The organism is Nonomuraea sp. NPDC001636, assembly GCF_040298265.1.
GTDB lineage: Bacteria > Actinomycetota > Actinomycetes > Streptosporangiales > Streptosporangiaceae > Nonomuraea.
Window position 1 is genome coordinate 205,767 of the sequence record NZ_JBEOZT010000002.1, and the last position, 14,063, is coordinate 219,829.

Consider the following 14,063-nt stretch of genomic DNA (forward strand, 5'->3'; position numbering starts at 1 on the left):
ACCTCTTCCTCACCGTCGTGAACGTCGTGAAGGAGAGCACGTGCGCAACACCCTCACCTGGCGTGCGATCCTGACCGGGATCGTCACCGCCGCCGCCCTGGCCGTCCCCCAGGCCCCGGCGCACGCGGCGCCCGATCCCGGCAAGATCTCCCAGACCGTCCGGGCCGAGCTGGACAAGGACGGCAAGGCCACCTTCTGGGTCCGGATGAAGGGCACCGCCGACCTCGGCGCCGCCCGCCGGGCCGCCACCAAACGGGCCAGGACGCAGCTGGTCTACCAGGCCAAGACCGAGCGGGCCAAGACCTCGCAGGCCGGGCTGGTCAAGCTGCTGGAGGCCCAGAAGGCCGACTACACCTCGTACTGGATCGTCGACGCCGTGCGGGTGACCGCGGACGCCAAGCTGGCGTCGGCGATCAGCGAGCTGCCCGAGGTGGACCGGATCGACCCGGTCACCGTCGTCGCGCTGCCCAAGCCGGTGACCGGCCGGGCCGAGCCCAGGGCCGGCGCGGTCGAGTGGAACGTCGACCGGATCGGCGCCCCGCGGGTGTGGAGCGAGCTGGGCGACCGGGGCGAGGGCATCGTGGTCGCCTCGATCGACTCCGGCGTCCAGTACGACCACCCCGACCTGGCCGCGAGCTACCGGGGCAGGAACCCCGACGGCTCCTACACCCACGACTACAACTGGTTCGACCCGGCGCGCGTCTGCCCGTCGGCGGCGCCGTGCGACAACAACGGCCACGGCACGCACGTCATGGGCACGATGGCGGGCGCGAACGGCATCGGCGTGGCGCCCGGCGTGCGCTGGATCGCCGCCAAGGGCTGCGAGGTCAACACCTGCACCGACGCCTCGCTGCTGGCCGCCGGCCAGTGGGTGCTGGCCCCGACCGACCTGAACGGCCGCAACCCGCGTCCCGACCTCGCGCCGGACATCGTCAACAACTCCTGGGGCGGCAACGGGTTCGACCCCTGGTACGTCGAGACCGTCCAGGCGTGGGTGGCGGCGGGCATCTTCCCCGCCTTCGCCAACGGCAACGAGGGCCCGGCCTGCCGCACCAGCGGCTCGCCCGGCCAGTACGCGATCAGCTACAGCGCGGGCGGCTTCGACGTCAACAACGTGCTGTACGGCAGGTCCAGCAAGGGCGAGGGCCAGGACGGCGAGATCAAGCCGAACATCGCGGCCCCCGCGGTGAACGTGCGCTCCTCGGTCCCGGACGACGACTACGACTCCTACACCGGCACCTCGATGGCCTCGCCGCACGTGGCCGCCACGGTGGCGCTGATCTGGTCGGCCGCGCCCCGGCTGCAGGGCGACGTGGCCGCGACCCGGCCGCTGCTGGACCGCACGGCGATCGACGTGGCCGACACGAGCTGCGGCGGCACCGCGGCCGACAACAACGTCTGGGGCGAGGGCCGGCTGGACGCCTACGCCGCCGTCCAGGCCGCGCCGGACGAGGGGCTGGGCGAGCTGCGCGGCACGGTCACGGCGGCGGGCGAGCCGGTGCCGGGCGTGACGGTCAAGGTGACCGGTCCGCTGGCGCGCGCGGTCGTCACCGGGCAGGACGGCACGTACACGATCCCGCGCCTGCTGCCCGGCGAGTACGCGCTGACGGCGGAGAAGTTCGGCTACGACCGTGGCGGCGTCACGGCCACGGTGACCGCCGAGCAGGTCACGACCGGCGACGTGGCGCTCGTCCGGCAGCCGTCCGGCACGCTGTCGGGCACGGTCAGCACGGCCGGCGTGCCCGAGCCGGGCGCGACCGTGGCCGCCGGCGGCACGCCGGTGAGCGCGGTCACCGACGCCGCCGGCCGGTACACGATGACGCTGCCGCGCGGGACGTACACGCTGACCGTCACCCCGGTCTCGCGCTGCTCGAGCGGCGCGACCGCGCAGGTCGCCGTGGACGGCGACACGGTGAGGGACCTGGAGCTGCCGCTGCGCGGCGACGGCTTCGGCTACACCTGCCGGGCGGCGGCGCAGCCGTACGTCGCCGGGACCGAGAAGCTGGCGCTGACCGGCGACGACGAGGCCGTGCAGGTGACGCTGCCGTTCGCGGTCCCGTTCTACGGCACCGGGCAGGCCAGGGCGTGGATCAGCACGAACGGGTTCGTCACCTTCGCCGCCGACCGGGTCACCACGGGCAGCAACAGCCGCCTGCCGGGCACGGGCACGCCGAACAACGCGGTCTACCCGTACTGGGACGACCTGAAGGTGGACGCCGAGGCGGGCGTCTACACCGGCGTGGTCGGCACGGCCCCGCACCGTCAGTACGTCGTGGAGTGGCGCAACGTCACCTTCTACAGCGGGACCGGCGAGCGGGTGTCGTTCGCGGCGCTGCTGGGCGAGGACGGCTCGGTCTCCTTCCGCTACAAGGACGTCGAGAGCGAGCGCGAGCAGGGGTCGAGCGCCACCGTCGGCATCGAGAACGCGGCCGGCACGGACGCGCTGCTCTACTCCTACGAGGAGGCCGCGCTGGCCACCGGCCGCGGCGTGACGTTCACCGCGAGCCGGCACGGCCTGGTGACCGGCGTGGTCACCGACGCCAACGACGGCCAGCCGCTGGCCGGGGCGTCGGTGAAGCTGGGCGACGCGGCCTCGTTCACGACCGGCGCGGACGGGTCGTTCTTCGGGCAGGTCCCGGCGGGCGACCACGACGTGGTGGTGGCCAAGGAGAACTACGGCACCTTCACCAAGCCGGTCACGGTCGTGCCCGGCACGCTGACCAGGATCGACACCGCCCTGGTCACCGGCCGGGTGAGCGCCTCGGCCGCCGAGCTGACCGCGGTCATGCCCGCCGGGGCGACCAGGACGCGCACGCTGGAGCTGACGAACCTGGGCTCCCCCACCGCCTACACGGTGACGAGCGACGCCGACTGGGCGTCGGTCACGCCGCAGGCGGGCGAGCTGGCCAAGGGCCAGAAGGCGACGCTGCGGGTGACGCTCTCCGGCGCCGGGGTGACGCCCGGCGGGATGCACACCGGCAAGCTGGTCGTCAAGTCGGCCAGCGGGCGGCAGCCGGCCATCGAGATCAAGGTGACCGTGGTGGTGCCCAAGTTCCAGGTGGCCGTCGACGCCGGCGGGTCGAAGGCGCTGACCGACGCCGACGGCGACGCCTGGGCGCCCGACCGCCGCTGGGCCCAGGGCGGGTACGGCTACGTGGCGACCTCCACCAAGACGGCGAGCACGTCCAGGACCATCGCGGGCACCGGCGACCAGGAGCTGTTCCGGACGGCCAGGGAGGGCATGCTGGAGTACCGGTTCGACGGCGTGCCCGCCGGGACGTACACGGTGGAGCTGGACTTCGCCGAGGTGAAGAGCACGCAGATGGGCAAACGGGTCTTCGACGTGCTCGTCGAGGGCCAGCTCGCGATCCCGGCGCTGGACCTGGCGCTGGAGGCGGGCACGTACACGGCGGTGGCCAGGCAGTACACGGTGAAGGTGACCGACGGTCAGCTCAACGTGCGCTTCGCCGCCCGGCAGGGGGCCACGCTGGTCAACGGCGTGCGCGTCTCCGAGCGCCCGGACAAGGCGCTGCCCTGACCGTCCGGGGTCCCGCCGTTCCTGGTGCGGCGGGACCCCGGGCCGGGGCCGGGATCGACGGCCGGGATCGACGGCCGGGATCGACGGCGGGCCTGGAACCGGGCCTGGAACCGGATCGGGGCCGGGGTCAGCGGGCGGCGGTCGGCAGCGGGGCGAGGTCGGGGCGCTTGGGGGCGACCCCGTCGCCCGAGGAGCGCCGGTTGATGCGCCTGCCGATCCACGGGCCGAGGTAGGTCCTGGCCCAGCGCAGGTCCTCGCGGCGGGCGGCCGTCCAGACCGGCGGCCGCCTGGCCGGGTACGCCTCGCGCCAGTCCTCCGCCACCGGCACGCCGAGCACCTCGGCGGCCCGCAGCGCCACCCGGCGGTGGCCGTCGGGGCTGAGGTGTAGACGGTCGGCGTTCCAGGCGCGCGGGTCGCGCAGGACCGGCATCGGCCACAGGTCCACCAGCAGCGCGTCGTAGCGGCGGGCGATGTCGTGAATGTGCAGGTTGTAGACCTCGATCTTGGAGTGGGCCAGCCGCATCACCGGCACGTGCCGCAGGTCGAAGCCGGTGAACATGAGCACCCGGCTGCCCGCCTCGGTGAGCGTCCTGACGCCCTCCTCCAGCCGCCTGGCCACGGACGCCGGCCCGCTGCCCGGCCGCAGGATGTCGTTGCCCCCGGCGCACAGCGAGACCAGGTCGGCGCCGAGCTCGACCGCCTTCGGCACCTGCTCCGACACGATCTGGTCGATCAGCCGGCCGCGGACGGCGAGGTTGGCGTACCGCAGTCCGGGCTCCCCGGCCTGGCGGCGGTCGGCCTCGATGTGCTCGGCCAGCCGGTCGGCCCAGCCGCGGAACCCGTGGTCGGCCGGGTCCTCAAGTCCTTCGGTGAAACTGTCCCCTAGGGCGACGTACGAAGTGATTCGTCCCATGACCGGATAGTTTGCCAAGGACCTTTGTCCCTACGCGACCGTAACCCCCGGCTACCACCCGTCCCGCCCGATCTGTTACTGGTTAGGACATGAGACGCGTGCGGCTGCGGCGGGACATCCCCGTCCCGATGCCCGACGGTGTGACGCTGCTGGCCGACCACTACGCCCCGGCTCATGGGCGGCCGGCCCCGGCGGTGCTGATCCGTTCGCCGTACGGCCGGCGCGGCCTGTTCGGCTGGATGTACGGCCGCGGCTTCGCCAGGAACGGCTTCCACGTGCTGATCCAGAGCTGCCGGGGCGGCTTCGGCTCCGGCGGCAGCCTCGACCCGCTCGGCGACGAGCGCGACGACGGCCTGGCCACCATCGCCTGGCTGCGCGAGCAGCCCTGGTACGGCGGCTCGTTCGCCATGTTCGGCCCCTCCTACCTCGGCTACGCCCAGTGGGCCGTCGCCGCCGAGGCCGGGCCCGAGCTCAAGGCCATGGCCACGCAGATCACCGCCTCCCAGTTCAGGGACGCCGCCTACGTGGGCGGCGCGTTCGCGCTGGAGTCGACGCTGAGCTGGACCACGCTGACCGACACCATGACGCGCCGCTTCGTCGGCGGGGCCGCGATGCTGACCGCCCCCAGGGTGACCCGCCGGGCCGTGTTGTCGGGACGGCCGGTGGCCGAGCTGGACGTGGCCTCGGCGGGCCGGCCGCTGCGGTTCTTCCGGGATCTGCTGGCCCACCACGCCGACCCGGCCGTGCCGTACTGGCACAAGCGCGACTTCTCGCTCAAGGTGGGCGAGGTGGAGGCGGCGGTCACCATGCTCGGCGGCTGGTACGACGTCTTCCTGCCCTGGCAGCTCAAGGACTACGCGGCGATGCGGGCGGCCGGGCGGCGGCCGTACCTGACGATCGGGCCCTGGTACCACGTCGACTCCCGGCACGGGCGGCCCTCGAAGGCCGAGGCGCTGGCCTGGTTCCGCGCCCACCTCATGGACGACCCGTCCGGCCTGCGGACGGACCCGGTGCGGCTGTACGTCACCGGGGCCGGCGAGTGGCGCGACTACCCCGACTGGCCGGTGCCGGGCGTGCGGGAGCAGCGCTGGCACCTGCGGCCGGGCGGCGGGCTGGACCCGCGCGAGCCCGAGGAGGCCGGGTCCGACCGGTTCCGCTACCACCCCGCCCATCCGACCCCGGCGATCGGCGGCCCGGTGCTGCTGGCCGACTCCAGGCCGCGTGACCAGCGGCGCCTGGAGGCCCGGCGCGACGTGCTGGTCTACAGCTCCGCGGCGCTGGAGGCCGACGTGGAGATGATCGGCCCGGTGCACGCCGACGTCTACGTCCGGTCCAGCACGCCGCACGTGGACGTGGTGGTCCGGGTCTGCGACGTGCATCCCGACGGGCGCTCGCTCAACCTGTGCGAGGGCGTGCGCCGGCTGGGCCCGCACACCGACGGTGACGGGAACGGTGAAGGGAACGGCGACGGCGTGCGCCGGGTCCGGGTGGAGTTGTGGCCGATCGGCCACCGGTTCCGCCGCGACCACCGGATCCGGGTGCACGTGGCGGCCGGCGCGTACCCGACGATCGCCCGCAACCCGGGCACCGGCGAGCCGGTGGGCGCGCCCGGCGGCCCGATGGTGCCCGCCGACGTCGAGGTGTTCCACTCCCCCGCCCGCCCCTCGGCCGTGGTGCTGCCGCTGTGCGCGCCGCGCGGCTGATGTCGCTGGTCCTGCTGTTGCAGGCCAGGGGCGGGATGACGGCGGCCGAGCTGGCCAGGGAGCTGGAGGTCTCCGAGCGCACGGTGCACCGCGACGTGCTGGCGCTGTCGGAGGCGGGCGTGCCGGTCTACGCCGACCGCGGGCGCGGCGGCGGTTACCGGCTGCTGGACGGCTACCGCACCCGGCTGACCGGGCTGGACCGGGCCGAGGCCGAGGCGCTGTTCCTGTCGGGGGTGCCCGCGGCGCTGCGCGAGATGGGGTTGCAGGAGGTGGCCGCGACGGCCCGGCTCAAGGCCGCCGCGGCGCTGTCGCCCTCGCTGCGCGACGCGCCCGCCACGGCCGCGCAGCGGTTCCACCTGGACGCGCCCGGCTGGTACGCCGCCGACACGCCGCCGCCCCCGGCGCTGGCCCCGCTGGCCAGGGCCGTGTGGAACGACCTGCCGGTCACGGTGGTCTACAAGGAGCGCACGCGGGAGCTGGAGCCGTACGGGCTGGTGCTGAAGGCGGGCGCCTGGTACCTGGTGGCCCGCCTGCGCGAACGGTTCCTGATCTTCCGGGTGGACCGGATGGGGGACGTCCGCGCGCGCGAGCCGCGCTTCGAGCGGGACGCGGACTTCGACCTGGCCGCGTTCTGGGCCGGGCAGGCGGCCGAGTTCAGCCGCTCCCTGCTCAGGGACGTGATCACGTTGCGGCTGACCCCGGCCGGCCGGCGCATGCTGCGGTACGTCGCCGACCCGGCCGCCCTGGACGACGCGCTGGCCTCGCTCCAGCCGGACGGGACCGTGCGGCTGGCCGTGGAGTCGACGCGGGTGGCCTTCACCCAGGTGCTGCGGTTCGGCCCGGAGGCCGAGGTGCTGGCGCCGGAGGAGCTGCGCGCCCAGGTCGCCGACGCCGCCGCCCGCATGGCCGAGCTCTACCGGCGCTGAGCACGCCCGCGCGGCCGGGCTCCACCGGCGCTGAGCACGCCCGCGCGACCGGCCTCCACCGGCTTTGAGAGCGGCCCGGCCGCGCGGCGGGGGTCAGCGGTAGTCCTCCCAGCCGCCGGCGCCGCCCTTCTCCACGACCTCGGCGATGTAGCGCCACACCTGCGGCCGGCTGCCGTCCACGTCGGTGACGCCGTACGCCTCGGCCAGCTCGCCGCTGGTCACCGACGACCCCGACCACCTGCGCCGGTCGGGATCCCGGGCGAGGGCGGCCACGCCGCGACCGACGTAGGCGGGGGTCTCGGAGACCATCCACGCGCTGTCCGCCTTCGCCTCCCGCCAGTTCTCCTCGGTGACACCGAAGCCGTCCAGCATCGCCTCCGAGCGCAGGAACCCGGGCGTGACGGCCACCGCCGTCCCGCCGTACGGGCGCAGCTCGTGGGACCAGGCGAAGGCCAGCCGGTTGACCGACAGCTTGGCCAGGTCGAAGTAGACGTTCTCGCGGTAGCGGGTCCGGTTGAACTCCCAGGTGCCGTCGGTGACCTCCACGACCAGGCCGCCCTCGTGCCGGATCAGCAGCGGCAGCAGGTGGCGGGCGCTGATGAGGTGGGTGTCGACGGCCAGCCTGAGCAGGCGCAGCCCGTCGTCCAGGTCCTGCTCCCAGACGGGGGTCTCCCACTTCCACAGGCCGTCGCCGCCCCACACGTCGTTGACCAGCACGTCCAGGCGACCCTGTTCCCGTTCGACGCGGGCGGCCAGGTCGGCCACCGCCGCCGGGTCCAGGAAGTCGACGGGGACCGCGATGCCCGTCCCGCCCGCCGCGCTCACCAGCTCGGCGGTCTCCTCGATCGTCTCCGGACGGTTCATCTCCGAACGGCGCTCGCGCGTGCTCCGTCCGGCGCAGTAGACCGTCGCTCCGGCCGCCCCCAGGGCGACCGCCATTCCTCGTCCCGTTCCGCGGGTCGCGCCCGCCACCACAACAATCACGGGCACGATCGTGGCCCGAATACCCGCCACCTGCTGTCATGTTTTCCGCGGGAACGCTGTGATAAGTAGTTGATTACCATGAACAGCGAATTCGAGCTCCGCGGGGTCAACCACGTCGCGCTGGTCTGCTCGGACATGAAGCAGACCGTCGACTTCTACTCCGGCGTGCTGGGCATGCCGCTGATCAAGACGATCGAGCTGCCCCTGGGCTGGGGCCAGCACTTCTTCTTCGACTGCGGCGGCGGCAACGCGCTGGCCTTCTTCTGGTTCCCCGACGCGCCCGAGGGCGTGCCGGGGGTCTCGGCGCCGAAGAACCTGCCGGACCGGGGCGAGCTGCTGTCGGCGGTCGGCTCGATGAACCACCTCGCCTTCGACGTGCCGCCCGAGCGCATCGAGGAGTACCGCGACCGGCTGGTGGCCAAGGGCATCGACGTGGGCGTGCTGCTCAACCACGACGACAGCGAGTTCGGCGTGGCGCCCGCGATGCACGAGGGCGTCTTCGTCCGGTCCATCTACTTCAAGGACCCCGACGGGATCCTGGTGGAGTTCGCCGCCTGGACGCGGCCGGTCGGGCAGCCGGGCGACGTCCGGCACGAGCCCAAGACGGCCGCCGACCGGACCGTCTGATGCCGCGCCTGCGGCGGGTGCCGCCCGAGGAGGTGACCGACCCCGTCGTCCGGTTCTTCCACGACCGGCTGCTGTCCCCCGACGGCACGGGGACCGCGACCGGCTCGCCGGGCGACTGGTGGACGGTCTTCGCCCTCGACCCCAAGATCTTCCGCCACTGCGTCAAGGGCTTCCAGATCTACCGGGAGTCACGCCTGGACCCGGTGCTGCGCGAGCTGGGGCAGACCAGGGCGGGCTGGGCGCGGCAGAGCCAGTTCGTCTACTCCCAGCACTGCAAGCAGCTCAGGGCGCTCGGCGTGCCCGAGGACAAGGTGCGGGCGGTGGCCTCCTGGCAGGTCAGCGACCGGTTCGGCGAGCTGGAGCGGGCGGTGCTGGCCTACACCGACGGCCTGGTGCTCGACGGCGGCCGGGTGCACGACGAGGTGTTCGCCGTGCTGTGCGCCCACCTGCCCGACGAGCAGATCCTGGAGCTGACCTACATCGTCTGCCTGTACGAGATGCACGCCACCATGGCGCGGGCGCTGCGGCTGGAGTTCGACGACCGCCCCGACCCGATCACCGAGGTGCCCGCCCCCGAGGGGTACGGGACGCGCGACATCGCCGACGACGTGACCGTTCGTCGCGAGTAGCCGACCATTCGCCGATCGCCCGGTTCCGCGCGGCGCGGGAGCGACTTAACGTGCCGTTGGCGAGGGGTGGCTTTGGTCTCACATATTGAGATTTCATCTCGACATTTAGGCCAAACCGTAATGTTCCGGACATTGGGTTTAATACCACCGGAAAGCTAATCTCCCTCCATTGACGACATTGTCAGGAGCCGGTCAACACGCCGCTCCTGATCCCCCATTCGGAGGGCCGATGACTACCGGGGAATCCGGGCAGCCGCCGCGTACCGACCGCAGCCCGTGGAACTGGCTGCTGGTCGTGCCGATCGTGCTGCCGCTGCTGACGTTCCTGTTCAACTCCGATGAGCCGCGCCTGCTCGGCTTCCCGCTGTTCTACTGGCTGCAGCTGGCCTTCATCGTGGTCGGCGTCGGCTGCACCACGATCGTCTACAGGATGACCAAATGAGCGGGCACGTGACCGAGCTGGTCGTCTTCGGGCTGCTGTTCATCCTGGTCAGCGGCATGGGGTTCGTGGCGGCCCGCTGGCGGCGGCCCACCGACCTGGCCAGCCTCAACGAGTGGGGCCTCGGCGGCCGCAGCTTCGGCTCCTGGGTCACCTGGTTCCTGGTCGGCGGCGACCTCTACACCGCCTACACGTTCGTGGCCGTGCCCGCGCTGGTGTTCAGCTCCGGCGCGCTCGGCTTCTACGCGCTGCCCTACACCGTGGTGGTCTACCCGCTGGTGTTCCTGGTGCTGGCGCGGATGTGGTCGGTCTCGCACGTGCACGGGTTCGTCACGCCCGCCGACTTCGTCCGGGCCCGGTTCGGGTCGCCGACGCTGGCGCTGCTGATCGCCATCACCGGGCTGGTGGCCACGATGCCGTACATCGCGCTGCAGCTCGTCGGCATCGAGGCCGTGCTGAAGTCGATGGGCATCACCGGGCACCTGCCGATCATCATCGCCTTCGCGATCCTGGCGGCCTACACCTACCAGTCGGGCCTGCGCGCGCCCGCGCTGATCGCCTTCGTCAAGGACGCGCTGATCTACATCGTGATCCTGGCCGCGGTCATCTACATCCCGGCCAAGCTGGGCGGCTGGGGCAACATCTTCGACATGGCGCAGGCCAAGTTCGACAAGACCCCCGCGCCGGGCGACGGCATCCTGCTCAACGGCGCCAACCAGCTCCAGTACGTCACGCTGGCCTTCGGCTCGGCCCTGGCGCTGTTCCTCTACCCGCACAGCCTCACCGGCGTGCTGGCCTCCAAGAACCGCAACGTCATCAAGCGCAACATGTCGGCGCTGCCCGCCTACAGCTTCGTGCTCGGCCTGATCGCGCTGCTGGGCTTCATGGCCATCGCGGCCGGCACCAAGCCGGTCGGCGGCGACCCGAACACGATCGTGCCGAACCTGTTCGACCAGCTCTTCCCCGACTGGTTCGCCGGCGTGGCGTTCGCGGCCATCGGCATCGGCGCGCTGGTGCCGGCGGCGATCATGTCGATCGCGGCGGCGAACCTGTTCACCCGCAACATCTACCGCGAGTACATCAACAAGCAGGCCACCGACGCCCAGGAGGCCAACGTCTCCAAGGTCGTCTCGCTGGTGGTCAAGGTGGGCGCGGTGCTGTGCATCCTGCTGCTCGACCCGCAGTTCTCGATCGACCTGCAGCTCATCGGCGGCGTGATCATCCTGCAGACGCTGCCGGCGGTGGCGCTCGGCCTGTACACCCGGTGGTTCCACAAGGGCGGCCTGATGGCCGGCTGGGCCGCGGGCCTGGCGGCGGGCATGTGGATGCTCTACCTCATCCCCAACCCGGCCAAGGGCAAGGAGCACTTCGGCGGCTCGGCCTTCAGCCTGTCGAACCTGGGCCTGGACACCAAGATGACCGTCTACGCGGGCTTCCTCGCGCTGATCGTCAACCTGGTCGTGGCCGCGGTCGCCACGCTGATCTTCCGGGCGGCCAAGGTGGCCGACGGCGCGGACGCCACCCGGCGCGGCGACTACTTCGCCGACGAGGGCGACCCCGACGTCAAGGACCTGGACCTGGCCGGGTCCCACTGACGCTCACGGCCGCTGGAGGTAGCCGGGATCGGCCACCTCCAGCTTGGCCCGGACGGCCTGGACCAGGGCGGCGGTGAGCGCGTCGTCGCCGTCGAAGCGGCCCGCGCGGACGGCGGCGGCCAGCTCGGCGTCGTCGGCCACGCCCAGCGCCGCCAGCCGCGCGGCGTGCTCGGCGGCCTGGTCCTGGCCCAGCTCGATCTCCCGCTCGACCATGGCGAGCACGTTGATCGCCACCCGCGTGTGGAAGCGCACCCGCCCCTCGACCGCGGGCAGCACGTCGTCCCGCAGGAAGCCGCGGACGGCCGCGACGAGCTGCGCGGCGGTGGGCACGTCATGGGGCTGCGCCATCGGCGGCACTCCCGTCACCTCGGCTCCGGAGCCGTACGCCCGCGCACGGCCAGTAGTGAGCCCAGGCATAAGGATCATCGCCCTGCCTGTCAAGGCCCCGCCCCACGGATGACCTTTCTCCACCCCCGGGACGACAGACCTCCGCCCACGATCGGCGTGTCTCTACCGAGCCGCCCACACCGGCGGTGGCGGGCCCCCGCACGACGATGACACGCTTCCCGAGCGGCCCGGCCCTCCGGGGTCACGCGGACGGCCCGGACGGCTGGGAAAGTCGCCCGGCGCAGCTCCCGGCCCCCGGCTTCCCGGGCCGCTCAGCCGCAGTCAACCCGAGGGAGCGCAGCATGAACGACGACGTACGCGTCAAGGCCTGCCGCATCAACGACCACGTGGAGCTCATCCACGACTCCTCCCCGGACGTCGTCCTGGAGATCCCGCGCCGCGACTGGCAGCACTTCCTGGAGGCGGTCAGGTCGGGCGCGTTCGAGCTGGAGGTCCTGCCCCGCAAGGCCGAGGAGAACGCGGCCTGACCCCGTCCCCTCCGAAGGGCCCGGCGGCCGCCGGGCCCTTTCCCGTGCCGCGGCGCGTCCGGACCGTCCGGGCGGCACGACGGGAGCCGGTTCTGTCGGTGGGCACGCGTACGGTCGTTCCAACCGGACGGTGGGTGATGTCGGTGACCGAGGAGCAGGCCGCGGTGCTCGCCCTGACCAGGGCCACCGCCGGGCCGTGGCACCACACCGCGCGGGTCGTGGAGGCCCGGGGCAGCGCGCTGCGGCTGGCCCGCGGCGACCTCGACGGGCTCGGCCAGTACGACAGGGCGCACGCCGCGCGGGTCGTCGCGCGGCTGCGTCCGGGCGACCTCGGCCGGGCCGGGGTGCTCATCGCCTCCTGCCCCGCCGCGCTGGTGACCGTGCTCGACGACGACTATCCGGGCAACCTGGCCTGCGCCCACAACCTCCAGCCGTTCCTGTGGGTGCGCGGGCGACTGGGAGCCGGCGACCACCGGTCGGTGGCGGTCACCGGCGACGCCCCCGGCGCCCGCGCCGCGGCCCGAGCGCTGGCCGCGGCCGGTCTGACCGTCGTGTGCGACGCGCCACGCACCGCCGTCGCGGCAGCGACGGCCGGCGGCCGCGCGATCCTGGTCGGCCCCGACGACGGGCGGCCGATGACCGGCGGGCCCGGGGCCCTTGGGGTCGTTCCGGACGACGGGCGACCGATGGCCGTCGTGGGCGGTCCGGACGGCGGGCGGCAGGGCGGCGGCGGGGCCGGGGCCGTCGTGGTGGTGTCGCCGTTCTGGCCGGGCACGGGCGCCACGGCCCGGACGCGGGCGGTGACCGGGCTGGTGACCAGCGGGCTGGCCGCCGCGCTCTACGTCACCGGCGCCTGCGACGGCGAGCGGGCGGCGATGGCGCTGTCCCAGGGCAAGCACGTCTTCGCCGCCCCCGGCCTGCCGTGGACGCCCCGGCTGGCCTACCGGGGAGGAGTCACTGTCGTAGCGGGCATTGACGAGCTGGCGCGCCAGGCGGTCAATCTTGTAGATGTGACCCGGCTGACGACCGTCTTCTGAGCATGGGCGACGCCCGCGCGGTGACCGAGGCGTACCTGCAGATCTTCCGCAACGTCCCGGCCGCCGGCCCCGGCGTCTGCCGGATCTGCCACACCGGCGCCGGCGGGCCGTCCGGGCTCTGCGTCACCTGCGGCGTCACCACCCAGGGCCTGTACCGCCACACCGAGCACGTCGTGCCCGTCTCGCTGTGCGTGCGCGACGGCGACGGCGCCCAGCTGCACGCGATCGTGACCCGCCGCAGGGACCCGCCGGGCAGCGTGCGGCGGGTGCCCTTCCTGGCCGCCACCGTGGCGCGGTTCCACCGGGCCCACTCCGCCTGCCTGACCCGGCTGGCCGGCGGCCCCTTCACGATGGTCACCACGCTGCCCGGCACCCGGCTCGACCGGCCCATCGAGGTCTTCGGCCCGATGCCGCGGGTCGTGGACATGGTGGGCGACCTGCGGGGGCTGCACCGTCCCGTGCTGATGGCCGGGTCGGCGCAGGCGGCCGAGAACCTCGCGCGGCGGCGTTCGGACGAGCGGGCCTTCCAGGTGCTGGGCCGCGTCGACGGCGCGCGGGTGCTGCTGGTGGACGACCTGTTCGTCTCCGGCGCGCACGTCCAGAGCGCGGCCTCGGCGCTCTTCCTGGCCGGGGCGCGGGCGGTGGTCGCGCTGGTGATCGCGCGGCTGGTCTTCCCGCGCGCCGGCGGCGACACGGCCCGGCTGTGGGAGCGGGCCTGCGCCGAGCGGTTCGACTTCGGCCGCTGCTGCTGCGCGGGCGCGCCGACCGTTGACCGCGCAACGGATTTCGGTTGAGAT

General features: G+C 73.3%; 13 protein-coding genes. 10 read left to right on the forward strand and 3 right to left on the reverse strand.

The genetic code is table 11. The annotated features are described in order from the left end of the window. Positions 1-40 precede the first annotated feature (40 nt). Entirely contained in the window at positions 41-3,538 is a 3,498-nt protein-coding gene (locus ABT158_RS04695) for a S8 family serine peptidase (protein WP_352350885.1), read from the forward strand. A gap of 127 nt (positions 3,539-3,665) precedes the next feature. Here the strand turns inward: ABT158_RS04695 and ABT158_RS04700 are convergent, their stop codons facing one another. After that, positions 3,666-4,451, reverse strand: a complete 786-nt coding sequence (locus tag ABT158_RS04700; protein WP_352350887.1) for an SGNH/GDSL hydrolase family protein — start codon at positions 4,449-4,451, stop codon at positions 3,666-3,668. A gap of 89 nt (positions 4,452-4,540) precedes the next feature. Between ABT158_RS04700 and ABT158_RS04705 the strand changes: the two genes are divergently transcribed. Further along, positions 4,541-6,154 (forward strand): CocE/NonD family hydrolase, encoded by a 1,614-nt coding sequence (locus ABT158_RS04705; RefSeq protein WP_352350889.1) that lies wholly within the window; start codon positions 4,541-4,543, stop codon positions 6,152-6,154. After that, positions 6,136-7,080, forward strand: coding sequence for a helix-turn-helix transcriptional regulator (locus ABT158_RS04710; RefSeq protein WP_352350891.1), 945 nt, complete (start codon positions 6,136-6,138; stop codon positions 7,078-7,080). The genes ABT158_RS04705 and ABT158_RS04710 overlap by 19 nt, the downstream gene beginning before the upstream one ends. A 93-nt stretch (positions 7,081-7,173) precedes the next feature. On the opposite strand, the gene ABT158_RS04715 is transcribed toward ABT158_RS04710, so the two are convergent. Beyond that, positions 7,174-8,064: an SDR family oxidoreductase gene (locus ABT158_RS04715; protein WP_352350893.1), complete on the reverse strand. Its 891-nt coding sequence runs from the start codon at positions 8,062-8,064 to the stop codon at positions 7,174-7,176. Between the two features lie 78 nt (positions 8,065-8,142). Here ABT158_RS04715 and ABT158_RS04720 point away from each other — a divergent pair, with 78 nt between their 5' ends. The 4 genes from ABT158_RS04720 to mctP all read left to right on the forward strand — a co-directional run bounded on the left by ABT158_RS04720 (position 8,143) and on the right by mctP (position 11,354). After that, positions 8,143-8,691: a VOC family protein gene (locus ABT158_RS04720; RefSeq protein ID WP_352350895.1), complete on the forward strand. Its 549-nt coding sequence runs from the start codon at positions 8,143-8,145 to the stop codon at positions 8,689-8,691. After that, the gene (locus tag ABT158_RS04725) at positions 8,691-9,320 is read left to right on the forward strand and encodes a carboxymuconolactone decarboxylase family protein (RefSeq protein ID WP_352350897.1); all 630 of its coding nucleotides are present in this window, start codon (positions 8,691-8,693) and stop codon (positions 9,318-9,320) included. The genes ABT158_RS04720 and ABT158_RS04725 overlap by 1 nt, the downstream gene beginning before the upstream one ends. 229 nt (positions 9,321-9,549) lie before the next feature. Further along, entirely contained in the window at positions 9,550-9,762 is a 213-nt protein-coding gene (locus tag ABT158_RS04730) for a DUF3311 domain-containing protein (RefSeq protein WP_352329975.1), read from the forward strand. Further along, positions 9,759-11,354, forward strand: a complete 1,596-nt coding sequence (mctP, locus tag ABT158_RS04735; RefSeq protein WP_352350899.1) for a monocarboxylate uptake permease MctP — start codon at positions 9,759-9,761, stop codon at positions 11,352-11,354. The genes ABT158_RS04730 and mctP overlap by 4 nt, the downstream gene beginning before the upstream one ends. A 3-nt stretch (positions 11,355-11,357) precedes the next feature. Here mctP and ABT158_RS04740 read toward each other — a convergent pair whose 3' ends face one another. Then, positions 11,358-11,702, reverse strand: coding sequence for a DUF6285 domain-containing protein (locus ABT158_RS04740; protein WP_352350901.1), 345 nt, complete (start codon positions 11,700-11,702; stop codon positions 11,358-11,360). A 341-nt stretch (positions 11,703-12,043) separates the two neighbouring features. Between ABT158_RS04740 and ABT158_RS04745 the strand changes: the two genes are divergently transcribed. From ABT158_RS04745 to ABT158_RS04755, 3 genes are all read left to right on the forward strand, one after another. Beyond that, positions 12,044-12,229 (forward strand): hypothetical protein, encoded by a 186-nt coding sequence (locus ABT158_RS04745; protein ID WP_352350903.1) that lies wholly within the window; start codon positions 12,044-12,046, stop codon positions 12,227-12,229. Positions 12,230-12,372: 143 nt separating this feature from the next. Next, entirely contained in the window at positions 12,373-13,266 is an 894-nt protein-coding gene (locus tag ABT158_RS04750; RefSeq protein WP_352350904.1) for a hypothetical protein, read from the forward strand. A 2-nt stretch (positions 13,267-13,268) separates the two neighbouring features. Continuing rightward, on the forward strand, positions 13,269-14,060 hold the full coding sequence (locus ABT158_RS04755; RefSeq protein WP_352350906.1) for a hypothetical protein: 792 nt from the start codon (positions 13,269-13,271) through the stop codon (positions 14,058-14,060). Positions 14,061-14,063: the final 3 nt, after the last annotated feature.